This window comes from Massilia sp. WG5 (assembly GCF_001412595.2).
In the GTDB taxonomy this organism is placed as follows: domain Bacteria; phylum Pseudomonadota; class Gammaproteobacteria; order Burkholderiales; family Burkholderiaceae_D; genus Telluria.
This window is the reverse complement of record NZ_CP012640.2, coordinates 433,528-455,525: the sequence shown is the minus strand read 5'-3', so window position 1 is coordinate 455,525 and position 21,998 is coordinate 433,528. Positions and strand designations below refer to the sequence as shown.

Here is a 21,998-nt window from a genome sequence, read left to right as displayed (position 1 = left end):
AGCGCTACCGATGGTTGCGCGGCCGGCGGGACGCCAGGGCGCCCGGCTGGCCCGGCCAGGGCAGCATCAATGCCGATAACAGCAAGGCTTCGAACTGCGCTGCGAACAGTCGCGGGATGGCTGCCGGATCGGGCACCCGGCGCGCGTCCGCGACCACGCCGATGCTGACCTGGCCGGCATAGCTGAGCAGGCTGATGCCGATGCCGATGCCGCCCGACTGCGGCACCCAGAACATCTCCTGCATGATGCGCCGGCCGGCCAGGTAACGCGGCTCGGCGGCGCCGCGCACGTTGGTGACGACCACGCTGGCATTGGCCGCCAGCGCCTCCAGGATCCGCTCGCGCAGGAATGCCGGCGACACCCCCATCGCAGCGAGGATGCCGAACGCGACCAGGGGCTGCCTGGATTGCTTCAGCGACTCCATGCGGAGGTGTGCCTCGAGCGCGCGCTGCACGGGATCGTCGATCCCGACGGGCAGGTCGAGAAAGACGAGGCCGAAGTGGTTGCCCAATTCGGTCAGCGGGCCCGGCGGGCGCAGGTTGACCGGCACCAGTGCGCGCAGGTCGAGACTGCCGATCGGGTCGCCCGCCTCGTCAAGGTAGGCCCGCAGTGCCCCGGCCGTGCAGGCCATGAGGATGTCGTTGACCGAACATCCGAGGATCGCGGCAACCGCCTTGAATTCTTCCAGCGGTATGGTGTCCGTCCAGGCGGCGCGCTTCATCACGCCCAGCTCGCCCTTGAGCCGGCTCGGCGCGTCCGGCGCCATGTTGGCGATCACCGCGGCCTGGCGGACGAGGTCGGCGCCGCTGCGCGCGGCATCGATCGCGGCGCCGCGATCGGCCAGCAGTGCGGCGCCCGTGCCCGCTACCGAGCGCAGCTCGCGCAGTGCGTCGCCGACGCTTTCGCCCACGCTGCCCAGCACGCGTTCCCATGCGCTGCGCGCAGGCTGCGCCGGCGCCAGGTCGACGCCGGCCATCTTCCGTTGCCCGGGCACGATCTCGGTGAGCGCATCCAGCAGGTGCAGCATCGCAAAGCCATCGCCATAGCAGTGATGGATACGCATGACCAGCGCGCCGGCGTCGGCCGTCTCGATCAGGTGGAATTGCCACATCGGCCGGCGCGCGTCCAGCGCCGTGCTGATCAGCTCGCTCGTGAGTTCTTCCAGCGTCGGACCGCCGGGCGCCAGGGGTACGCGCCGCACGTGCCAGTCGAGGTCGAAGTCGGGGTCGGTTTCCCAGTACGGCCCGGCGCCGGTGTCGACCACGCGCTGGCGAAAGCGATGGAAGCACAGCATGTGGTCCCGGACCAGCGCCCGGAGCGCCGGAAGGTCGACCGCCGCGTCCAGCAGCAGCATCCCGCAGATCATCATCAGATTGCAGGGCCGGTCCATCCTCAGCCACGCGGCGTCGACCGCGGCCAGCATTTCCTTCTGGTCGGCGCCGGCATTCATGTCACAAATGCACGCCGCGCAACAAATGCTGCAGGGCTTGCAGCTGCGCCGAGGCTTGCTCCGCGGACGGCGTGGCGCCGGCGCCGCCGTCCATATCGGCAGACAAGCGGTAAGCCGTGTTCATGAGCACCTGCGACAGGTGGGGCGCCACGGCCTGGACGCCCAGGCCGAGCATGCCGATGTCGGTGGCGATACGCGCGGGCTGCTCGACCAGGGCGCGCACCACGAACTGCGCCGCCTCGTCGGGCGTCAGCGCGGGTGCGTCGCGGTACACCGCAGTCGGCGCGATCATGGGTGTCCGCACCAGGGGCATGTTAATCGTCGTGAACCGGACACCGGTGTCGGCGAACTCCGCCGCAGCACAATAGCTCCAGGCTTCGAGGGCCGCTTTCGAAGCGACATAGGCCGAGAAGCGCGGCGCATTGGTCAACACCCCGATCGAGGAGATGTTGATGACGTGACCGGCGCCGCGCGCCGCCATCGTCGGCAGCAGGCCCAGCGAAACCCGGAGCGCGCCAAAATAGTTCAGCTGCATCAGGCGCTGGAAATCGTGGAACCGGTCATAGCTTGCATCGACCGCGCGCCGGATCGAGCGCCCGGCATTGTTGATCAGGACGTCGACATGGCCGTGGTCCTCGAGCACCTTCCGTACCAGCTCGTCACACTGGTCCATGTCGGCGAGATCGGCCTGGTAGACGGACAGGTCGGCGCCGCAAGCCTGGACCTGCGCGCGTGCGGCGGCAAGCTTCGCCGGATCGCGCCCGCAGATCAGCGTCACGGCGCCGGCCTGGGCCAGACGGCGCGCGCTTGCCAGGCCGATGCCGGAAGAGCCTCCCGTCACCAGCACCACCTTGCCGGCGATCTTGTCCGGCAGGCTGCGGCCGGCCAGCAGCGCGGGGTCGAGGTGGCGCTCCCAGTAATCCCATATCGCGTTGGCATATTGTTCCAGCGGCGGGCAGGCGATCCCGCTCCCACTCAGTGCGGCCGCCGCCTGTCTGTTGTCGAAGCGGGTAGGCCAGTTAAGCAGATGCAAAATACCTTCCGGCAGGCCGAGATCGCGCATCAAGGTGTGGTACAGGCGTTGCGCCGGCTGCAGCACGGCGATGCCCCTGCGCAGCCAGTCGGGCAGGAGCTTGAGCATCGCAACGTTGACACGCAGGCTCATCGGCGGCGCATGGGCGGCGCGGGCGAAGATGCTCAGGATTTCACCGACGCGCCTGGTGTCCGGGTCGGTCAGGTGGAAGCACTGGCCATCGAGCCCCTCCAGATGCGCAATATGGTGAGCGGCGGCGACCACGTAGTCCACCGGCACGATGTTGATGCGCCCGCCCTCGATGCCGATCGCCGGACACCAGGGCGGCAGGAGTCCCCGGATGCGCTGGATCGCCTTGAAAAAATAGTAGGGGCCGTCCGCCTTGTCGGTCTCGCCGGTGTGCGAGTCTCCCACGACCAGCCCTGGCCGGTAGATTCGCCAGGGCAGGGCGCGGCAGCCGCGTACGATCGCTTCGGCCGCATGCTTGGTGGCGAAATAGGGGTGGTCGAGACATGCCGCTTCGTCGAACATGTCCTCGCGAAAGACGCCCTGGACCATGCCGGCCACGGCTATCGAGCTCATGTGGTGGAAGCGGCGCACCTGCAGGGCTTCGGCCAGCGCGAGTGCGCGGCGGGTGCCGTCGATGTTCGCGGCGGCGAGTTCGGCAGGGTCGGCCCGCAGGTCGTAGATGGCCGCCAGGTGGAAGAAATGGTCGATCTTGCCCAGCAGTTCGGCCCGCAGGTCGGCGGCCACGCCGAGTCCATCCTGCAGCATGTCGCCGCTCACGGGGATGGCATGCGCGGCATCGCTGCTCCAGTAGTCGAGTAATCCCGGCAGCTTCGAACGACTGCTGTCCCGCAGGAGGAAGCAGACCACATTGTCGGGCGAGGCCAGGAGTTTCCTGACCAGTCGCTTGCCGATGAACCCGGTGGCCCCGGTGACGAAGTAATACATGGCGACTATCCTCGGCGAGCGCGCAGCAGGAGCAGGGCGATCCCGCGCGCCGGCATGAGCCTGGCCCGGGGCGCGGGTAGGGGTGCCAGCACCGGGATGTCGCCGGCATTCGCCAGCACACGGCCCGCAGCGGGATCGATGTCCTGGAAGACGAAGTCGCCGCCGTTGCCGAACGCGACCGGGCGGATGTCGGTACCGGTAAGCGCATTCCGGATCGTGTAGTCCGGCGCGGCCAGGGGAGGGCTGGCGGCGAACGCCAGGCCTGGCATGAGCAGACGTATTGCGGTCATGTTGGTCTCGACCACGGTCGGGGTAGAGGATGCGGCAATGTCCTTCATCCTACGCCTCGTCGCCGGCATGCGTTCGTACTGCACAGGATTTCGGACGGCTGTGTCGTCGATTCGCCACGAGTGGGCGATCGGCCGCCCGCGCGAAACACCGCTATCCTTAACTCGACATTACCAAATATATTGTCGAGTTCAATATCCGGACAGGCAAAATGCTATACTGTACATAGATACAGCCCTTTTCACTCGTTCCAGCCCGAGCAATGCCAAACTTTACGCCAATCGACCTGGGTCCGTCAGCACCGGAGGAGATCACAAGCAGCCCGAGCGGTCGCGCGCACGTGAAGATGTACCGCCTTGCCGACGATGCGATCACCGAAGCCACTACCGACATCGAACTCGCCCGCGAATTCATTGCACACGGCGAGCTGAGCGCCAAATCGATCCAGAACTCGCAGAAGGAACTCTACCGTTTCCTGACCTGGTGCCGTGAAGAGGCAAGGAAAACACTGGTCCAGCTGAACGTCGCCGATCTCAACGCCTACAAGGACTTCCTCAAGAATCCGCCGCCGGAATGGATCTCCAGGACCAAATGGCCGCGCAGCGACCCGCGCTACCGGCCGTTCACCGGGCCGCTGTCCGACCCGAGCCGGCGCCAGGCCATGATCGCCGTGAAGGGCCTGATGGGCTTCGCCGAACAGACCGGCTACCTGCGCCGCAATCCGGGCGCGCTGGTGCGCAATGTCCGGGCGCCGTCCGCGAGCCGGATCACACGCTACCTGACCCAGAATGCCATTGCGCTCGCGCTGCAGACCGTTTCCGCACGCCCGGCCGACACCCCGGCGGCGTTCCGACGCCGCGCCCGCGACCGTTTCCTGCTGATCGCCTTCGCGCACACGGGCGCCCGCCTGAACGAGATCGTCAGCGCCTCGATGGGCTCGATCTACACCGAAGGCAATGGCCGCTGGTGGCTGGACGTCCTCGGCAAGGGCAATAAACCGCGCCGCCTGCCGGTGCCGCCGGACATGCTGGAAGCCTTTCAATCCTACCGCCAGGCCTTCGAACTGCTGCCGCAATCCAGCCGCACGGACCGCACCCCGCTGGTGCTGTCGAGCCGTTCGCGCGAACTGGCGCGCATTACCGACGAAGCCGCAGCGGAAGCCATCAAGGCGGTGTTCGCGGACGCTGCGCGCGCCGCCGATGCCCAGGGCGACCAGGACACCGCCGCGACCCTGCGCCAGGCCTCGGCGCACTGGCTGCGCCACAGCATGCTGACCAACCATGCGAACAACGGCGTGCAACTGAAGACCCTGCAGGACACGGCCGGACACGCGAATATCGCCACCACGGCGGCCTATCTGCACAAGACCGACAACGAGCGGCACGACGAGATCATCCGCTCGGCGAACGGGAACGGCATCCTCTAGCCCTGGCGCTACGGGCCTGCCTGCAGGAAGGACTTGGCCTGGGCCAGGACCGTGTCGCAGGCCTTTTTGGTGACCTCGGCCGTCAAACCGCCGCCGCTGCCCAGGTCCAGGAGCTTGCCCTTGCTCCCGTGCAGCAGTCCCTTCTGGCCGTCACTGTAGCCGCGGTCCTCGGTGTCGGCGCCGCCGGGCAGCTTCGCCATCAGCTGGTCCTTGACCGACTCCGCACCCCCGCCGCTCAGGTACTTATTGCCGATGCAGTACTGCAGCAGACCGGCCACATTGCCCATGCTGCCTGAGCTCAGCGGCGAACCTGCCATGCCGGCCATGCCCTTCATGTCGAGGCCATGTTCGCCCTTGTGCAGCAGTTCGTCGAGCTGGGCGGCCGCATTCGCCGCCGGCAGCGCGGCCGCCAGCAGCAGTCCCGCCATCTGCCAATTCCGACGTTTCATTTCCGCCTCCGCAGGTTCTCGCCGCCATGCTGGGACGGCGCCGTGGGTTGCGCAATTGGCCTTTGGTCCCATTGCCCGAAGTTGGCGAACTGCTTACCTTGGCGCAGGAGGAGAAGAGATGTGCTGAAGGGATCGATTTCGGCCTTGGCGGGCAGCCTTTGCCTTGCGCTCCTGGCCGGCTGCGCGACAAGGCTGACCGTGGACGATGGCCGCCCATTGCGCGCCCAGCTGGTGGCCGACATGCAGAATTTCGCCGATGCCGCCGCAGCGATGCGGCCGGCGATCGTGCGCTCCGCGGCGATGGCCGACAGCGGCTGCGACAATCAGTATGAATTGCCATTCGACGCCATGACCAGCTATGGCCTCGATGAGGACACGAAAGTCGCCTGGGTGCGGGCGCTGGGCGTGGACGAAAACCTGACCGTGATCGCGGCGGACCGCTCGTCGGGCCTGCACGGCGGCGAGGTCATCGCCGAAGTGGATGGTTACAGCAGTCGAAACAAGATCAAAATGGCGGAGCGGCTGGTGCAGGCGCGGGATCGTGGCCAGGCATTCGCCCTGAAGCTCGACAACGGCGAGCGGCTCGTCATTACACCGATCCGTCTCTGCCGCGGCCACGTGCTGGTCGCGCCGCCGCTCGACCCGGCGCTCGAGCGCTACCACTGGACCGCATCCGTGCATCCCCTCGAGGTATTCAGGATGTCGCTGACGCCGGACGAAGCCGAATGGATCGTGCTGTGGACGCAGGGCCTGTCCGAACGCGGCGGCGCGCGCATGAAAACCTACGCTTTCATCACCGGCAGCCTGAAGTGGCTCTCCGTCGTCGGGCTCGGCTTCGCCACCAGCGCCGCCGCCTCGGCGCGCGCCGGCGCCGCATCCGCCGGCAGCTCGGCCACCAGCCAGGTCGCCGCAACCCAGCTTGCGGGACAGGCAGCATCCCTGATGGCGCGCTCGGCCGCGGACAAGGCTTCGCTGACCGGCGTCAGCCACGTGGCGGCGGGCGTGTTCGACCGCGCCGACCGCTGGGCCTTCGAGAACATGCGCAGGCTCGGCATGGATCCGCGGGCGGGGCTGAGCCTGCACGAAAAGCTGGTGGCGCGGGGCGCCGCTGCGAACGCCTTCCTGCTCGACGAAAAACGGCTGCAAAGCATGCGGGCGCTGCTGGCGGGCTTGCCGGCCGAATCGGCGCCCTTGGCCCACCACCGTGACGCGCCTTAGCGAAAGAGCGGTGGTGGATGGTTTATGGGGATCGCATTTGACATAATATAGATTATGCGCACTTTGGCCAGCAGGCATCCTGGCGGCGTTTCCCTGATTTCCTTGCCGCGATCCGCGCCCCGTCATTTTGCCCGCCGCTTCACCGCATAGCCATATTGCACCGGCCAATCGGGCTCCTCCTCGAACGCATGCTGGGCTTTCAGAGCCCAATATGGTTCGCGCAGCAGTTCGCGCCCGATCAGGACCAGGTCGGCGTCGCCGCCGGTGACGATGTCGTCGGCTTCCTTCGGATCCGTGATCAGCCCCACCGTGCCGGTCGGGATGCCGGCGTCGTCGCGGATACGGCGGCTGCATGGCACCTGGTAGCGCTTGGCGACGGGAATGCGCGCGGTCGGCAGATTGCCGCCGGTCGACACGTCGATCAGATCGGCGCCCAGGTCCTTGAGGCGCCGCGACAGTTCGACCGACTGCTCGATGTCCCAGCCGCCCGCCGCCCAATCGGTGGCGGAAATGCGCACGAACAGCGGCAGCTCGGCCGGAACGGCGGCGCGCACGCGTTCGGTCACGCGCAGCGCGAAGCGCATCCGGTTCTCCAGGCTGCCGCCGTAGCGGTCTTCCCGCTGGTTACTGTGCGGCGACAGGAACTGGTGCAGCAGATAGCCATGCGCGGCGTGGATCTCGAGTACCTTGAACCCGGCTGACAGCGCGCGTCGCGCAGCCGCCTCGAAGGCGTCGACGATGCCGTCGATGCCGGCTTCGTCGAGCGCGACGGGCGCCGGGTCGCTGGGGTGGAACGGAATCGGACTGGGCGCGACCACCGGCCAACCGCCCTCCTCGGCCGTTCTCAGGGTCGCGCCGCCCACCCAGGGTGCGGCGGTGCTTGCCTTGCGCCCCGCGTGCGCAAGCTGGATGCCCGCACAAGCGCCCTGGCTGTTCACGAAACGGGCGATGCGCGCCAGGGGTTCGACGTGATCGTCGCTCCAGATGCCCAGGTCGCCCGGCGTGATGCGGCCGTCCCGGGTAACCCCCGTGGCCTCGACGATGACCAGCCCGGCACCGCCCACCGCACGGCTGCCCAGGTGCACCAGATGCCAGTCGTTGGCCATGCCTTCCTCGGCCGAATACTGGCACATCGGCGCCATGGCGATGCGATTGCGCATGGTGAGGCCGCGCAGAGTTAGCGGGCTGAGCAGGTCAACTTCCGGCACTTCCTGGTCGTGGGCGGCGCCGGCCGTCGCGCCGTGTATGCCTGCCTGGGATGCCTGGGCGGCCGACCCAGTGGCCTGGCCACTATGAGAGTTCATCGTTTGCCTCCGGGTGAAAACAAAAGCGGCGCGCCCGGTCAGCCCGGGCGTTGCAGGATCAATAATGCCTGCGGCGGTTCCGCAGGGCCAGGATTCCACCCACCACCGCAGTGGCGATGAGCGCCTTGCGCACCAGGCCGGCCGGGTTGTGGCGCAGCTCGGCGCGGATACCCATCTCCCCGAGCACATTGGGCACGTGGCCGTGCGCCAGGTCGTCGACGATGCCTTCGACCATGTTGACGCGGTCGGCGGCAAGCAGCATCAGCCAGTGGCGAAGGTCGTTCTCGGGCAGCTTGTAGGCGAGGCGCCGCATCGAGCCCGAGAGCCACTTGGGCGGCTGGGCCGTGCCGAAGAGCGGCGTGATGCCCGGCCGCTCCGGCGAGCAGAACACTTCGACAGTCTGCGCCTGCTGTACCGGCTGCCCCGCCGTCACGTGGATGAAGCGCGGCGGCGTGCGCTCCATCGGCACCGCGGGCCGGTTCTTCTTGTCGAGATCCGAGCCCCAGCCAGGAATGCGCTGCAATTCTTCAAGTGACGGACTATGCCGGTTCAGGTCGTAGTCGATCTGGCGCTCGTAGTCGACGTGCCCGTGGTGATGCGGGTGGCGCCGCTGCTCGGCGAGATCGCGCTGGGCGGTTACGGTATCCATGGCTGCTCCTTCAGTGAATGACGCTGGTCGCCGTCGCGCGCGCCGAGCCTGCGCGTGGAGGAATCAGAACGGTTTTGATGCAGTTGTCGTACTTGCTGGAGAAGATGTGATATGCGTCCGACACCTCCTCCAGCGGCACCCGGTGGGTGATGATTTCCTTCGGGTTCAGGTGGCCCTGGCGGATGTGCTCGATCAGGTGCGGAACGTGGCGCTTCACGGCGGCCTGGTTCATGCGCATCGTGATGCCCTTGTTCAGCGCGTTGCCGATCGGGACGGCGTTGAAGGTCGGCCCGTAGACGCCGACGATCGACACGTTGCCTGCCTTGCGCACCGAGTTGATGGCCCAGAACAGCGCGGTCGCCGCGCCCGCCTGCAGCATGGTCCAGCGCCCGGTGATCGTCTGGGCCAGGCTGCCCGAGGCCTCGCAGCCGACGGCATCGATGCACACGTCCGCGCCCAGCCAGTCCGTCATCTTCTTGATATGCAGGGCCACGTCGCCCACTTCGCGGAAATTGATGATCTCGCAGCGGGCGTAGCGCCGCACGAAGTCGAGCCGGTACTCGACATGGTCGACCACGATGACGCGGCCGGCGCCGAACAGCCAGGCCGACTTGGCGGCAAAGATGCCGACCGGACCGGCGCCGAACACCACCACCGTGTCGCCCTGCTTGATGTCGCCCATCTCCGCAGCCTGGTAGCCGGTCGGCAGCGCGTCCGTCAGCAGCACCGCGTCGTCGTCGACGATATCTTCGGGGATCTTGTATGGCCCCACGTCGGCCATCGGGACGCGCACGTACTCGGCCTGGCCGCCGTCATAGCCGCCGGTGGTGTGGGAGTAACCGTAGATGCCGCCGACCGCCGTCGCCTCGGGATTGGTGTTGTGGCAGTTGCTGTACAGCTCGCGCTGGCAGAAGAAGCATGAACCGCAGAACAGGTTGAACGGCACCAGCACGCGGTCGCCCGGCTTGAGCGTTTCGACCGCCGAACCGACCTCCTCGACGATGCCGACGAATTCATGGCCGAAGGTGTGCCCGATGCGCGTGTCGGGCACCAGGCCGTGGTACAGGTGCAGGTCCGAGCCGCAGATGCAGGCGCGTGTCACGCGGACGATGGCGTCGCCCGGGTGCTCGATCACGGGATCCGGTTTTTGCGAAGCCCGGATCCGGTATGGTCCACGATAGTTAGTCGCTAGCATAAAACCTCCTGTCAAAATTGTCCTGGCAGTCCCGCGCCCGCCGTCATGGGCGAAGCTCCCCATCGAAGCGCGGGCCTTTCGTGCTTGACGAGCGCCCTGCTCCGCTAGGAACCCGGGTGCAGGATCACCTTGGTCCATCCGTGGTCGCGCTTGTCGAAGTGCTTGTAGGCGTTGGGGGCCTCGGCCAGGCTCAGTTGATGGGAAACGATGAACGAGGGCTTGGCGCGGCCGGCGTGGATCAGGTCGCGCAGTTGCCGGTTGTAGGCCTTGACGGGGCACTGGCCGGTGGCGACGCGCTGCCCCTTGAACCAGAGCATGCCCCAGTCGAGCGCGATCTTCCCTTGTTTCTCGAGTTCGTCCGGGCCGTTCGGATCCTTCGGGACGAAGACCCCGACCACCCCGATCCCGCCGGTGAACTTGACGGAGTTGACCAGGTTGTTCATCGTGAGGTCGGGACGCTCCTCGCGGTGATGGTGATGGTCGTGGCACTGGTAGCCGACGCATTCGCAGCCCACGTCCGCACCCATCCCGTGGGTCAGGTCCATGACCCGCTGCACCGGATCCTCTTTCGAATAATCGATCGCGATCGCGCCGATCGACTCGGCCAGCTTGAGCCGGTCGGAATGGCAGTCGACCACCATCACGCTGCAGGCCCCCTTGATCATCGCCGAGTGCGCGGCCATCAGGCCGACCGGCCCGGCGCCGTAGATGACCACGGCGTCCCCGGGCTTCATGCCGGCCAGTTCGGTCGCGTGCCAGCCGGTCGGGAAGATGTCCGCGCACATCACGTAATCGGACTGCTTTTCTTCTGCGTCATCGGGCAGCTTCAGGCACATGAAGTCGGCCCAGGGCACGCGCAGGTACTCGGCCTGGCCGCCCTGCCATGGGCCCATGTCGGCAAAGCCGAAGGCGCCGCCGGCCACGCCCGGCTGGTTCGCATTCAGGCAGTAGTTGGTCAGCCCGCGTTCACAGTTCCTGCAGTGGCCGCAGCTGATATTGAAAGGCATGCAGACCCAGTCGCCGGGCTTGAGCCGTTCGACCGCCGGACCGACTTCCATGACCACGCCGAGGTTCTCGTGGCCGAAGACGCGTCCCTGCTCGAAATCGGTCCGTCCCTCGTACATGTGCAGGTCGGAGCCGCAGATATTGGTGCTTGTAATCTTGACGATGGCATCGGTCGGACGTTCGATCTTGGGATCGGGCACCTCTTCGACGGCAACCTGGTTGGGACCGCGATAGACAACAGCCTTCATCATCATCTCCTGTAACTCGCCAGGCAATGCGCCATCCTCCACGTGACGGCACGCGGCACGGCGACCTGGCTATGGTTCATTGAAGCCCGCGGCAATGCCTGCGGGACCGCTGCCACCGCCGAGCCATCTGGCCAGGCCGGCAGCCGGCTGGGTATCGTTCAGGAATGTCAGCTTGTTTTACGGGCCCATCGATGCAAACACGGCTTGCCCGCATCTCCGGTCCGTTTCCTGCCTTTATTGCCTTGATTGTTCGAAACCATAATTATTCTCCTTGAGATAACCTGCCTACTCTCGCGTGGTCTCGTCATTTGACGTCGATTGCAAAGAGAATTTGATCCTAGTCCGAAGACGAATTAAACAGGAATAGGAATAAGGAGGCAGGCCAAGTAGGATAAATCCCGCCCTTAAATGGCATCTTTCACAGTGCAAGCATAATCCAATCATTTAGGAAATTTCCTAAAAGACCCTGCGCGAATCTCGCGAAATACCGACACGGAAATCATTTGCAAGCAAAATTATCGATTTTGAGCGCACCAGGCCTTTACTGATGAAATATGATCGCGGGCCTGCCATCAAATCCACCAGATATGCTCATCGCTTAAAACAATCGCATTATTCGGATACTTTATTCGACTAATAAACGACAACGTTACCGATAATATTTACGGCGATTAAAATTCGTGCGCACAAGATCTTCCGAGCAACTCTCTCGCAGATCTTCCGTCAGCAACCCTGCGGAACCGGGGATCGCCCAGGCCCTGGAGCTTTAAGGATCGATGTCCTGGCGCCTACTTTCGCGATAAGCGCATCGACGTTAGCTGGCATCCTCTCGACGGCATCTTCATCGGGCAACTTGTGTGAGGGCAAATTGAACGAGCCAACGGAAGCCATTTCGGATCGGGCATTGGCCCGGCTATGGAGATTTGAAAATCCTGGTATTTCTTATATTCGAGCATTCGGGATTCGTACAAAGGACTGTTGCCAGCACCATTTCGCGAATCTGGATTTCTACGTCGCGTCTTTTTCATTACGAACGAAGGACATTATTCTGATTACGTTTGAGCACATCGCCAGGCGAGGTGCATTGTCCAGGACAATATCCGGGCGGGGCGTTTTTGTCCGGCCTTTCATTTCGCAGTGATCCGCGGCTTGTCTTGAACAAAGCCGTGCAAGCTGTTGCTATTGAAACGACGTGTTCTTGCCTGCCGTGCTGCCAGACCAGCCTTCGGACGATCCGCCGGACATTGGGCATTCGCGACGGGCGGCTGCAGCGACGGTGTCATAAACGATGGTGGCGAGCCATACGCATGGAATACAATGCATGACTTCCGAAAGCCTTTATCCTATGCTCAGCTGTTTCGACATCGGCGGCAGCGCCATCAAATCCGCCGTCGCCAGCGCCGATGGCCAGATCGGCGCACTGACACGCGTGCCCACGCCCGCCCACGACTTCGCAGCCTTCACCGCCGCCATGCAGGCGCTGATCGATGCCGGCGGGCCGTCGCGCGGCGTCGCCATCTCGATCGCCGGCGTGATCGATCCGCTCGATGGCCGCATCAAGTGCGCCAACATTCCCTGCATCGACGGCCGCACGCTGGCCGCCGACCTGTCCACCGCCTTCGGGCTGCCGGTCTGGATCGTCAACGACGCCGACAGCTTCGCTCTCGCCGAAGCCCAGGCCGGCGCCGGTCGTGGCCATGCCAATGTATTCGGCCTGATCCTGGGCACCGGCGTCGGCGGCGGCCTGGTGCTCGGCGGTCGCCTGATCGGCGGCCCGGGCGGCTTTGCCGGCGAATGGGGGCACGGACCTGCGGCGGCGCCGCTTGCCGGCGTTCCCCGCTTCGCCTGCGGCTGCGGCCAGACCGGCTGCCTGGACACGGTCGGCGGCGCGCGCGGGCTGGAACGCCTGCACTTCGCCCTGCACCGACAGTCCCTGGACAGCCGCGCGATCGTCGATGCCTGGCAGGCCGGCGATGCCGACGCCGGGCGCACCATCGCCTGCTGGACCGAGCTGCTGGCCGGACCGCTGGCCATGCTGGTCAATACAGTGGGCGCATCGATCCTGCCGGTCGGTGGCGGCCTGGCCAACAGCGCGCCCTTGATCGCGCGGCTCGACCTGGCGGTGCGTGCCGGTATCCTGCGCAAGACCGACGCGCCCATCGTCGTACCCGGCCGGTCCGGGGCGGAACCGGGCCTGATCGGTGCGGCCTGGCTGGGCGTGGAAAAGTTGGGCGGCGCATGAATGCCCCGATCAGGCTGGAAGTCTGCGTGGATAACGTCCACGGCCTCGAAGCGGCGCTTGCCGGAGGCGCCGACCGCATCGAATTGTGCAGCGCGCTGGACATCGGCGGCCTGACGCCGTCCGCCGGCCTGTTGCGCGCGGCCGCGAACAGCCCGGTGCCGGTGGTGGCCATGATCCGCCCGCGCGGCGGTGACTTCTGCTTCGACGAACTTGACACGGCGCTGATGCTGGCCGATCTCGACGCGGTCGCCGCCGCCGGACTGCAAGGCGTGGTATTGGGCGCGTCCAGGCCGGATGGCCAGCTGGACGCGCGCACGCTCGATCGGCTGGTGTGCCGGGCCGACGGCCATGGCCTGCGCTGCGCGCTGCACCGCGTCATCGACCTGTGTCCGGACCTGTCGCAGGCGACGAGAATGGCCATCGACCTTGGCTTCGAGCGCATCCTTACCTCCGGCGGGGCGAGCAGCGCGCCCGAAGGCCTGGACGGCCTGCAGCAGTGCTTCGATGCGGCCGCCGGCCGCATCGCCATCATGCCCGGCGCCGGCATCAGCGCCGACAACGTCGACCTGCTGTGCGCGCGCCTGCCGCTGACCGACGTTCACGCATCCTGCTCGGCGCCGCTGCCGCCGGCCGCGCCGCGGGTGCTGGCGTTCGGCTTCGATTCCGGCAGCCGCCGCCAGACCAGCAGCGCTAAAGTCGCTACACTGAAAGCTAAACTGAGGGGCTGAACGGGTCTTTCGCTTGAAAGGCGAGGCAGGGTGTGTGACACTCGACCGCTCATGAGCTTCTACCCGATGCGCTTCGATCCGACCACGCTAGCCCCCTACCTTGGCGACCTCGCAGCGGGCGCACGGCTGACCGCCCTTGCCTGCGCGCTGGCGCTCGCCGGCGGCCTGTCCCTGGGTATCGCAGTGGCCCTGATGCGCACCGCGGCCATGCCGCTGGCCCGGCGCGCAGCCGGGGTCTATGTCGACGTCTTCCGCAACGTTCCCTTCATCGTCCAGCTGTTCTTCCTGTTCTACGGCCTGCCTGAGATCGGCGTCGAGCTGAGCGCCTTCGGCACCGGCGTGCTGGCCTTGTCGCTGGCCGGCGGGGCTTTCGTCTCCGATGTGATCCGCTCCGGCATCCTGGCGATCGAACCGGGCGTGCTCGAGGCGGCGCTGGTCAGCGGCCTGTCGCGCTTCGCGATTGTCCGCCGCATCGTGCTGCCGATCGCACTGCGCAGCGCAGTGCGCCCGCTCGGGTCGGTGTTCGTCAACCTGGTGCTGACTTCGTCCATCCTGTCGGCGATCACGCTGAACGAGCTGACCGGCAGCGCCAGGATCGTCGCTTCCGACACCTTCCAGCCCTTCGAAGTCTACGCCTTGCTCCTGCTGCTGTATGCGGCGATGACCTGGCTGGTGTCGCTGTCGGCGGGCGCCCTGCACCGGCGCCTGAATCGGCCCCTGAGCCGGAGCCAGAGTTGATGCGCTACGCCGCGTTCACGCCGCACGATCTGCTGCTCCTGCTGCAGGGACTGGGCGCCTCGCTCGCCCTGTTCGCGGCGACCACCGCCATCGGCCTGGGCGCCGGCCTGGCTTGGGCGCTGCTGCGCTATTACCGCATTCCGCTGCTGGCGCCCTTGGCCGCCCTGCTTGCCGAGCTGCTGAAGAATTCGCCCGTGCTGGTGCAGCTGTTCCTGGTGTTCTTCGGCTTGCCGGTGCTGCTGGAAACCGACCTGACGCCGGTGCAGGCCGCGCTCGTCACCCTGTCCGCCAACACGGCGGCCTTTGTTTATGTAATCGCGGTATCGGCGATCGAATCGGTCGGCCGCGAGCAACTGGAGACGGCGCGCGTGTTCGGCCTGAGCCGCCGGCAGACGCTGCGCCGGGTCGTCGCGCCCCAGGCGGCGGCCTTCGGGCTCGGGCCCCTGGCCGGGCTGCTGGTCAACCAGTTGCAGGTGACTTCGCTGATCTCGGTGATCGGCGTGGTCGACCTGACCAAGGTCGGCGCGATCCTGAACCTGCGAACGCTCAAGCCCTTTATCGTCTGGACCGTGATCGGCCTGCTGTACTACCTGATGGCCCGGCTGGTCGCCGGGGCCTGCGCGCGTGCGGAAACGCGGCTGCGCGCGCATAGCGAATGGAAGGGTTTATAAGTGATCCACATCGAAGGCGTGGCCAAGCGCTTCGGCAGCAACACGGTGCTCGACGGCATAGACCTGCGCATCGCGCCGGGCGAGGTGGTGTCCATCCTCGGCGCCAGCGGCTCCGGCAAGTCGACCCTGATCCGCTGCATCAACGGCCTCGAAAGACTCGATGGCGGCGCCATTTCCGTCGATGGGCACCGGGTCGACGACCCCCGGTCCCTGCAGCTTGCGCGGCGCTGCTGCGGCACCGTGTTCCAGCTGTTTAACCTGTATCCGCACATGACGGCGCTGCAGAACGTCACGCTGGCGCCGGTCGAGGTGCTCAAGACGCCGCGCCGCCAGGCCGAGGAAGAAGCGCGCGAGCTGCTGGCCGCCGTGGGCCTGCTTGACCGGGCGGACGCCTGGCCGGCGCAGCTCTCCGGCGGCCAGCGCCAGCGGGTCGGCATCTGCCGCGCGCTGGCGATGAAGCCGCGCTACCTGCTGCTGGACGAAGTCACGAGCGCGCTCGATCCCGAGATGACGGCCGAGGTCCTGTCCATCCTCGCGAAGCTGGCCGCAGGCGGCACCACGATGCTGTTCGTGACGCACGAAATCGAATTCGCCCGCCAGATCTCCAGCCGCATCGTGTTCCTCGACCAGGGCCGGCTGCTGGCCGACCTGCCGACCGCGCGCTTCTTTGCGGCGGACGGCGGCCTGGCGCAGCCGCGCATCGCCCAATTTTTGTCAAAAATGAGCAAATCATGAGAATGCTGTTGGCGAACGCCGAAGCCTGGCCCGGCTTCGATACCACGGTCGAACTGCTGAAACAGGGCGGCGCCGCCATCGACGCCATGGTCGCCGGCATCGGCAGGGTCGAACGCGAAGCCAGGGTGCGCAGCGTCGGCTACGGCGGCTGGCCGAACATGCTGGGCGAGATGGAATTCGACGCCGGCGTCATGGACGGCAGCACGCGCGAGGTCGGCGCGGTCGGCGCGGTGCCGGCCACGCTGCCGGTGTCCGCGCTGGCGCACGAAGTCATGAAGCACCTGCCGCACGTGATGCTGACCGGCCTCGGTGCGCGCCGCTTCGCCACCGAGCGCGGTTTCGCCGTCGACGAGGTGCTGCACCCGGACAGCAAGCGCGTCTGGTGGGAGCGTCTGCAGGGAGAGATGTCGCCGGCACAGCTGGCGGCCTTCCCCGATATCGCCCTGGCGCCACTCGGCAAGGCCATCACCGATCCCGAGCGGGTGCGCGACACCACGGTCTTCCTGGGCCGCGACGCCGGCGAGCATATCGGCGTGGTGACCTCGACCTCGGGCTGGGCCTGGAAGTACCCAGGACGGCTGGGCGATTCGCCGATACCCGGCGCCGGCTTCTATGCGGACAGCCGCTACGGCGCCGCGGCCTGCACCCACACCGGCGAGATGACGATGCGCTGCGGGACCGCGCGCAGCATCGTGCTGGCGCTGCGCCTGGGCCACACGCTGGAACAGGCCATCGGGCTGGCGGTGGAAGAACTGGCCGAGCTGAAGTCCGGCTTCCTGGCCGGGGTGGTCATCCACGGCATCGACGCCAAAGGCAATCACCAGGTCGTCAACTTCCGCTGCGAGGAAGAGATACGTTACTGGTACTGGGATGAGCGCATGGCCGCACCGGAACTGCGCGTCGCCAGCGCCATCGAACCCTGAAAGGACAGGATATGCAGCAAGCTGTAAAACGCTCGGCGGCGGCCGCGGCATGGATGCTGGCGGCGGTGCTGGCGGCAGACCCGGCGCTGGCCGGCCGCATCGAGGACATCAAGGCGCGCGGCTATGTACGCATCGGCGTCTCGCTGGGCGGCGAACCGGTGGGTTTTCGCAACGCCGGCAACGAGCCGGTCGGCTATGACGTCGACGTCGCGAAGGCGCTGGCCGCGAAGCTCGGCGTCCCGGTGCGCTTTTCGGATGTCTCCAGCGATGCGCGCATCTCGATGCTGATGTCGAAGCAGCTCGACCTGGTGGTGGCGAACGTCTCGATCACGCCGAAACGGGCGCGGGTGGTGGATTTTTCCATCCCCTACAACCTGGCCGGCCTGCGGGTGATCGCGCAAAAGAGCGCCCACATCAGGACGCTGGCGGACCTGAACGGCAAGCGCGTCGTGGTCGGCCGCGGCACCACCGCGGACGCCTTCCTGAAACAGTCGGCGCCGCAGGCGGTGTTCGTCTACACCGACAACTTCGCACCGGACGGCGTCCTCCTGCTGCAGCAGAAGCGCGTCGACGCCGGCATCGAGGATGCCTCGCTGCTCGACTACCTGGCAGGCGGGAACGACCAGCTCGAGACGCTCCCGGCGATGTACGCGAATACGCCGATCGGCATTGCGATGGCCAAGGGCGATCCGGCCTTGCTGAAATTCGTCAACGCCTTCGTGGCCGACTACATCAAGTCCGGCGCCTACGCAGCCAACTACAAGAAATGGTGGGGAAGCAAAGCGGTGCCGCCGACGCTGCCGCCCCAGAGTTGATCGATTAAACGTGACGCGTCACAAGTCAATATGGCGCTCACACCTCCTTTATCCTCCGGCAACGAAAACCTTTCGCCGCCGGCGCGGTATCCACGTCACCGCCGAAACGTGGCGGACCGGCGGACGCCTGCGTGACGGCATGGCGTCCAGCACATTGATCATGGAAACTGGAGGATAGAGAGATGAGACCGATGTCCAAAGCGCTGGCCCTGACGGCCGGCGCACTCGCCCTGGCCGGCAGCTTCGATGCCGCCGCCAGCGACTTCTACAGGCAGCGCAACCTGGTGTCGGACAGCGCCGCCATCCGCGCCGAACACCACGACCCGCACCTGGTCAATCCCTGGGGCGTGGCCATGAACCCGTATGGCGTGTCCTGGGTGGCCGACAACGGCACCGGCTATTCGACGCTGTACAACGGCGCCGGCGTGCCCCAGAGCCTGGTGGTCCAGATTCCCGGCGCCGGCAAGGCGGCCGGCAACCCGACCGGCGTCGCCTTCTACGGCGGCCCCGCGTTCACGGTCACCAAGGGGTCGAGCTCCGGCCCGAGCCGCTTCCTGTTCGTGAGCGAGGACGGCGGCATCGCCGGCTGGGCGCCGACGGTCGACATGACGCATGCGATCCGCGTGGTCGACAACAGCGCCAGCCATGCCATCTATAAAGGTGTGGCGATCAGCGGCAACGGCCGCGGCCAGCTGCTGTACGCGACCGACTTCCACAACGGCAAAGTCGACGTCTACGACAGCAATTTTCATCCGGTCTCACTACCCGGCAAGCCCTTCTACGATCCGGCCATGCCTGCCGGCTACGGCCCCTTCGGGATCCAGGCCATCAACGGCGACCTCTATGTCAGCTATGCGAAGCAGGATGCGGACCGCGAAGACGACGTGGCTGGCCGCGGCCTCGGCTACGTCGACGTCTACGATACCGACGGTCAGCTGGTGCGGCGCTTCGCCTCGAACGGCGCGCTCAACGCGCCCTGGGGGATGGCGCTGGCGCCGGCCAGCTTCGGCAAGTTCAGCAACCGCCTGCTGGTCGGGAACTTCGGCGACGGCATGATCAACGCCTATGACCTGGACAACGGGCGCTTCGTCGGCAGGCTCAAGGGACCTGACCACAAGCCGGTCCGGATTCCCGGCCTGTGGGGTATCGCCTTCGGCAATGGCCTGAGCCAGCAGCCTGTCGATACGCTGTTCTTTGCGGCCGGTCCGAACGACGAGAAGAACGGCCTGTACGGACGCCTCGACGTCGCGCCGGGCGACCAGTACGACGACAGCAACGAAGCCGAGTAAGGGGCGGGCCAGCGCCGGCGCCGGCTTCACGCCAGGTAAAGCAGCACCGCGAACCCGGCCACCGACGCGGCCATCAGTACCCGGTAGGCGGCCATGCTGCGCGCCCTGAGGCGACGGCGGCCCTGTCCCAGCGCGCGCAGCAGCCGGAACGGCAGGCCTTCCGGCTCCGGCCGTTCGGCGCCCGAAGGCGGCGCGTTCATGCCCGCCGTCAGCATTCGGCCGAACCAGTGATTCACCGCCTGGGCCCAGCGGAAGCGCATCGGCCGCTCGACGTCGCACAGCAGCACCAGCCGGCTGCGGCCGCAGCCATTGTTCGCCCAGTGCACGTAGGTTTCGTCGAACAGCATCGCCTGGCCGTCGCGCCAGGTGTAGCGCTGGCCGTCGACTTCCATGAAGCAGGCGTCGTCGTTCGGCGTCGCCAGGCCCAGGTGATAGCGCAGCCAGCCGGCGTAGGGATCGCGGTGCGGGCGCAGGCCGGTGCCGGCCGGCAGCTCGACGAAGGTCGCGAGCTTGACCGCGGGGATGGCCTGCAGCAGGGCGCAGGTGCGCGGACACAGCTCGCGCGCGGCCGGCTGGGCGGTGTCATACCATTTCAGGTAGAGGTCTTTCCAGCCGCCCCGCACCATCCCTTCCTTCCGGAGCGCCTTCAGGTCCTCGGCCTCGGCCAGGATCATGCGCCAGTGCTCGCGCAGCGGCTCCAGCTCCGGCAGGTCGCCGGCGGCGACGAAGGGCGTGGTCGGCGCCCGCGAAAACATGACCATGAACAGGTTGACCGGCGCCAGGAAGGTCGACTGGTCGACCAGCTGCTGCCTGAGCGGCAGCCGCAGCCTGCCGCGCCAATGGATGCACATGACCGAGAGCAGGTAGATGCCGAGGATTTGCCATTTCATCTGGTGAGCCTCTCTTCTGGTGGATTCAGGCGGCGCCCTGCCACAGGGCGCTGGCCTTGGCGAACGCCCGGGCGCCGACTTTGCGTCCCAGCGCCTGGCCGGCCGTGTTCCCGCTGTCGAAATGGATGCCGCCGTAGATGCGGGACAGACCGGCCTCCTCGGCGGCCGCGCTGAAGGTGGGCCAGCTCAGGGTCACGGCGTTCGCCGGCACGCCCGGCTCGAGTCCCAGGCTGCCGGCCGGGACGGTGTGGCTGGCGCCGAAGGCATCGCTGCCGCTGAAGCTGCGCAGCACCTCCGCCGCCGCCGCGCTGAAGCTGCTGTGGCCCGAGACGTATTCCGGAAACGGCGGCGTCGGGAACGTCATCGGCTGGTAAGGAACCCAGATCTCGCCCGGGATGTCGCGCAGCCCGGCCTGCGGCCCCGGCAGGCCGTAGGCCCTGATCGTCTGGCCGGCCATCAGGAAACGCACCGCAGTGATCGGCCGCTCCGAATCGTAGGTGCGCTTGGCGTCCCAGGCGGCGATGGCGGCGTCGGCGAGCGCGTTCGACAGCGCCATGAACATCCTGATGTCCTGGTCGTCCGTGTGGTGGTCGCGTTCGGACACGTACAGGCCGAAGGAAAGCCAGTGTCCGGGCGGGAGCACGGTGCGCGCGATGTCGGCCCAGTAGTCGGCGATCGCCTTCCGGGTGTCGTTCAGCGCGCCTTGCACCTCGACGATGCGGCGCACCTCCTCGATGTACCCGGGCGAGCCGTAGGCGGGCGGCGGCGCGGGCCGGAACTGGTCGCTCGACTTCAGCGCGAAGGGCCGCACCTTGTCCCACATCGCCGCCAGGAAGTTCGGCGTCCGGACCACGCCGGCGGCGTCGGCATAGGTCAGCGGCTGCCAGTTGCCGGGCGCCGGGATCGCAGCGGGCGGCGTGGCTTCGCCGACCACCATCGGCGGATTCTTCGGCGTGTAGACGGTATAGTCCGCGTAGGGCACGCCGCTGGGCGTCATGTCGCCGAGCTGGTTGGCGCCGTCGGCATGGCAGTATTCGATCTCGATCCGCGCCACTGCGCTGCCGAGGGCGGATGCGCCGGCGGCGTCCGTGGCGCCGGTGTCGTAGCCGAGGCTCGCCATGTACGCATCGAAGGCCGCCTTGGTGGTCGGGAACTGGTCGACCAGGGCCGCGTAGGCCGCATGACTCATCGCCGCGGCCCTGTTCGCCGGGGTCCGCTCGGCGGGCGGGCGCCGCCCGGGCCAGGGCTTGCGGGTCGGCAGCGCCACCGGGTCGAAGGCGCACCAGGCGTTGTACATGCAGGTGTAGAGGATGGACAGCGAGCGCGCCGCCATCGGCGGCCCGGGCTGGACGTCACGCAGCGCCTGCAAGGCCACATTGGTCCAGCCGGCCACTGTCTTGGCCGCGGCCGGCGGATCAGGCGGCGGACTGGGCGGAGGATCGGCGGACGGACCGTCGCCATTGCCGCCGCACGCGCCGAGGCTCCCACCCAGGACGGCCCCCGCACCCAACTTCAGGAAACTGCGCCGTTTCATCACTCCCTCCGTTCGCTGCTCGCTCGAAGCCAGTGTGCGACCGCCAAGGGGAGCTCGCGCGAAGATCGTCGCGGCGATTCGTCAAGGCGTGGCTGCGCTTATCGTGAATGCCACATTTCGTCGAGTTCCGAGGGCGCGCCGGATGACGGTGCGATTTGCGCAACAGTGCCTGCCGCTCGCTACTGTCGGGCGAACGAAAGATTCCCGCAACCTG

Annotated in this window: 20 protein-coding genes; 10 read left to right on the top strand and 10 right to left on the bottom strand. The window is 66.9% G+C overall.

Annotated features, from left to right (window positions below; all coding sequences use genetic code 11):
* Positions 1-4: 4 nt before the first annotated feature.
* From AM586_RS02045 to AM586_RS02035, 3 genes are read right to left on the bottom strand one after another with little or no spacing between them, the layout of a single operon-like run.
* Complete coding sequence (locus tag AM586_RS02045; RefSeq protein ID WP_047825141.1) at positions 5-1,450, bottom strand: wax ester/triacylglycerol synthase family O-acyltransferase; 1,446 nt, start codon at positions 1,448-1,450, stop codon at positions 5-7.
* Position 1,451: 1 nt separating this feature from the next.
* Positions 1,452-3,437 (bottom strand): SDR family oxidoreductase, encoded by a 1,986-nt coding sequence (locus tag AM586_RS02040; RefSeq protein ID WP_047825140.1) that lies wholly within the window; start codon positions 3,435-3,437, stop codon positions 1,452-1,454.
* A gap of 5 nt (positions 3,438-3,442) precedes the next feature.
* Positions 3,443-3,727: a hypothetical protein gene (locus AM586_RS02035; RefSeq protein WP_156328210.1), complete on the bottom strand. Its 285-nt coding sequence runs from the start codon at positions 3,725-3,727 to the stop codon at positions 3,443-3,445.
* A 344-nt stretch (positions 3,728-4,071) separates the two neighbouring features.
* Between AM586_RS02035 and AM586_RS02030 the strand changes: the two genes are divergently transcribed.
* A complete protein-coding gene (locus AM586_RS02030) occupies positions 4,072-5,151 on the top strand; it encodes a site-specific integrase (protein WP_229411184.1) in 1,080 nt (359 codons plus the stop codon).
* Between the two features lie 8 nt (positions 5,152-5,159).
* Here AM586_RS02030 and AM586_RS02025 read toward each other — a convergent pair whose 3' ends face one another.
* Entirely contained in the window at positions 5,160-5,600 is a 441-nt protein-coding gene (locus AM586_RS02025; protein ID WP_047825137.1) for a DUF2501 domain-containing protein, read from the bottom strand.
* A gap of 120 nt (positions 5,601-5,720) precedes the next feature.
* Between AM586_RS02025 and AM586_RS02020 the strand changes: the two genes are divergently transcribed.
* Positions 5,721-6,818: a hypothetical protein gene (locus tag AM586_RS02020; protein ID WP_047825136.1), complete on the top strand. Its 1,098-nt coding sequence runs from the start codon at positions 5,721-5,723 to the stop codon at positions 6,816-6,818.
* 122 nt (positions 6,819-6,940) lie between these two features.
* Here the strand turns inward: AM586_RS02020 and AM586_RS02015 are convergent, their stop codons facing one another.
* The 4 genes from AM586_RS02015 to AM586_RS02000 all read right to left on the bottom strand — a co-directional run bounded on the left by AM586_RS02015 (position 6,941) and on the right by AM586_RS02000 (position 11,219).
* On the bottom strand, positions 6,941-8,122 hold the full coding sequence (locus AM586_RS02015) for an NADH:flavin oxidoreductase/NADH oxidase (RefSeq protein ID WP_047825135.1): 1,182 nt from the start codon (positions 8,120-8,122) through the stop codon (positions 6,941-6,943).
* Between the two features lie 58 nt (positions 8,123-8,180).
* A complete protein-coding gene (locus AM586_RS02010) occupies positions 8,181-8,771 on the bottom strand; it encodes a hypothetical protein (RefSeq protein WP_082439598.1) in 591 nt (196 codons plus the stop codon).
* 10 nt (positions 8,772-8,781) lie between these two features.
* On the bottom strand, positions 8,782-9,966 hold the full coding sequence (locus tag AM586_RS02005) for a zinc-dependent alcohol dehydrogenase (RefSeq protein ID WP_047825134.1): 1,185 nt from the start codon (positions 9,964-9,966) through the stop codon (positions 8,782-8,784).
* Between the two features lie 104 nt (positions 9,967-10,070).
* Complete coding sequence (locus AM586_RS02000; protein ID WP_047825385.1) at positions 10,071-11,219, bottom strand: glutathione-independent formaldehyde dehydrogenase; 1,149 nt, start codon at positions 11,217-11,219, stop codon at positions 10,071-10,073.
* 1,321 nt (positions 11,220-12,540) lie between these two features.
* Here AM586_RS02000 and AM586_RS01995 point away from each other — a divergent pair.
* The 8 genes from AM586_RS01995 to AM586_RS01960 all read left to right on the top strand — a co-directional run bounded on the left by AM586_RS01995 (position 12,541) and on the right by AM586_RS01960 (position 19,360).
* Positions 12,541-13,461: an ROK family protein gene (locus AM586_RS01995; protein ID WP_197416447.1), complete on the top strand. Its 921-nt coding sequence runs from the start codon at positions 12,541-12,543 to the stop codon at positions 13,459-13,461.
* Positions 13,458-14,189, top strand: a complete 732-nt coding sequence (locus tag AM586_RS01990) for a copper homeostasis protein CutC (RefSeq protein WP_109370408.1) — start codon at positions 13,458-13,460, stop codon at positions 14,187-14,189. The genes AM586_RS01995 and AM586_RS01990 overlap by 4 nt, the downstream gene beginning before the upstream one ends.
* Before the next feature lie 51 nt (positions 14,190-14,240).
* The gene (locus AM586_RS01985) at positions 14,241-14,927 is read left to right on the top strand and encodes an amino acid ABC transporter permease (protein ID WP_197416446.1); all 687 of its coding nucleotides are present in this window, start codon (positions 14,241-14,243) and stop codon (positions 14,925-14,927) included.
* Positions 14,927-15,598 carry an ABC transporter permease subunit gene (locus AM586_RS01980; protein ID WP_047825132.1) on the top strand — a complete coding sequence of 224 codons (672 nt, stop codon included), beginning with the start codon at positions 14,927-14,929 and terminating at the stop codon, positions 15,596-15,598. The genes AM586_RS01985 and AM586_RS01980 overlap by 1 nt, the downstream gene beginning before the upstream one ends.
* Positions 15,599-16,333, top strand: a complete 735-nt coding sequence (locus AM586_RS01975; protein ID WP_047825131.1) for an amino acid ABC transporter ATP-binding protein — start codon at positions 15,599-15,601, stop codon at positions 16,331-16,333.
* On the top strand, positions 16,330-17,256 hold the full coding sequence (locus AM586_RS01970; RefSeq protein ID WP_082439597.1) for an isoaspartyl peptidase/L-asparaginase: 927 nt from the start codon (positions 16,330-16,332) through the stop codon (positions 17,254-17,256). The genes AM586_RS01975 and AM586_RS01970 overlap by 4 nt, the downstream gene beginning before the upstream one ends.
* An 11-nt stretch (positions 17,257-17,267) precedes the next feature.
* Positions 17,268-18,071: a transporter substrate-binding domain-containing protein gene (locus AM586_RS01965; RefSeq protein ID WP_047825129.1), complete on the top strand. Its 804-nt coding sequence runs from the start codon at positions 17,268-17,270 to the stop codon at positions 18,069-18,071.
* Between the two features lie 182 nt (positions 18,072-18,253).
* Positions 18,254-19,360, top strand: coding sequence for a TIGR03118 family protein (locus tag AM586_RS01960; protein WP_047825128.1), 1,107 nt, complete (start codon positions 18,254-18,256; stop codon positions 19,358-19,360).
* A 26-nt stretch (positions 19,361-19,386) separates the two neighbouring features.
* Here AM586_RS01960 and AM586_RS01955 read toward each other — a convergent pair whose 3' ends face one another.
* Both AM586_RS01955 and AM586_RS01950 read right to left on the bottom strand, forming a co-directional pair.
* Positions 19,387-20,250, bottom strand: coding sequence for an aspartyl/asparaginyl beta-hydroxylase domain-containing protein (locus AM586_RS01955; RefSeq protein WP_047825127.1), 864 nt, complete (start codon positions 20,248-20,250; stop codon positions 19,387-19,389).
* 25 nt (positions 20,251-20,275) lie between these two features.
* Positions 20,276-21,784 (bottom strand): vanadium-dependent haloperoxidase, encoded by a 1,509-nt coding sequence (locus AM586_RS01950; RefSeq protein WP_052233951.1) that lies wholly within the window; start codon positions 21,782-21,784, stop codon positions 20,276-20,278.
* Positions 21,785-21,998: the final 214 nt, after the last annotated feature.

Coding starts and splice junctions, on each gene's coding strand:
- AM586_RS01970 (WP_082439597.1), top strand. CDS start 16,330: ATGAGAATGCTGTTGGCGAACGCCGAAGCCTGGCCCGGCTTCGATACC.
- AM586_RS02000 (WP_047825385.1), bottom strand. CDS start 11,219: ATGAAGGCTGTTGTCTATCGCGGTCCCAACCAGGTTGCCGTCGAAGAG.
- AM586_RS01980 (WP_047825132.1), top strand. CDS start 14,927: ATGCGCTACGCCGCGTTCACGCCGCACGATCTGCTGCTCCTGCTGCAG.
- AM586_RS01985 (WP_197416446.1), top strand. CDS start 14,241: ATGAGCTTCTACCCGATGCGCTTCGATCCGACCACGCTAGCCCCCTAC.
- AM586_RS02010 (WP_082439598.1), bottom strand. CDS start 8,771: ATGGATACCGTAACCGCCCAGCGCGATCTCGCCGAGCAGCGGCGCCAC.
- AM586_RS02035 (WP_156328210.1), bottom strand. CDS start 3,727: ATGACCGCAATACGTCTGCTCATGCCAGGCCTGGCGTTCGCCGCCAGC.
- AM586_RS01995 (WP_197416447.1), top strand. CDS start 12,541: ATGACTTCCGAAAGCCTTTATCCTATGCTCAGCTGTTTCGACATCGGC.
- AM586_RS02025 (WP_047825137.1), bottom strand. CDS start 5,600: ATGAAACGTCGGAATTGGCAGATGGCGGGACTGCTGCTGGCGGCCGCG.
- AM586_RS02030 (WP_229411184.1), top strand. CDS start 4,072: ATGTACCGCCTTGCCGACGATGCGATCACCGAAGCCACTACCGACATC.
- AM586_RS01955 (WP_047825127.1), bottom strand. CDS start 20,250: ATGAAATGGCAAATCCTCGGCATCTACCTGCTCTCGGTCATGTGCATC.
- AM586_RS01990 (WP_109370408.1), top strand. CDS start 13,458: ATGAATGCCCCGATCAGGCTGGAAGTCTGCGTGGATAACGTCCACGGC.
- AM586_RS01960 (WP_047825128.1), top strand. CDS start 18,254: ATGAGACCGATGTCCAAAGCGCTGGCCCTGACGGCCGGCGCACTCGCC.
- AM586_RS02040 (WP_047825140.1), bottom strand. CDS start 3,437: ATGTATTACTTCGTCACCGGGGCCACCGGGTTCATCGGCAAGCGACTG.
- AM586_RS02015 (WP_047825135.1), bottom strand. CDS start 8,122: ATGAACTCTCATAGTGGCCAGGCCACTGGGTCGGCCGCCCAGGCATCC.
- AM586_RS02045 (WP_047825141.1), bottom strand. CDS start 1,450: ATGAATGCCGGCGCCGACCAGAAGGAAATGCTGGCCGCGGTCGACGCC.
- AM586_RS01965 (WP_047825129.1), top strand. CDS start 17,268: ATGCAGCAAGCTGTAAAACGCTCGGCGGCGGCCGCGGCATGGATGCTG.
- AM586_RS02005 (WP_047825134.1), bottom strand. CDS start 9,966: ATGCTAGCGACTAACTATCGTGGACCATACCGGATCCGGGCTTCGCAA.
- AM586_RS01950 (WP_052233951.1), bottom strand. CDS start 21,784: ATGAAACGGCGCAGTTTCCTGAAGTTGGGTGCGGGGGCCGTCCTGGGT.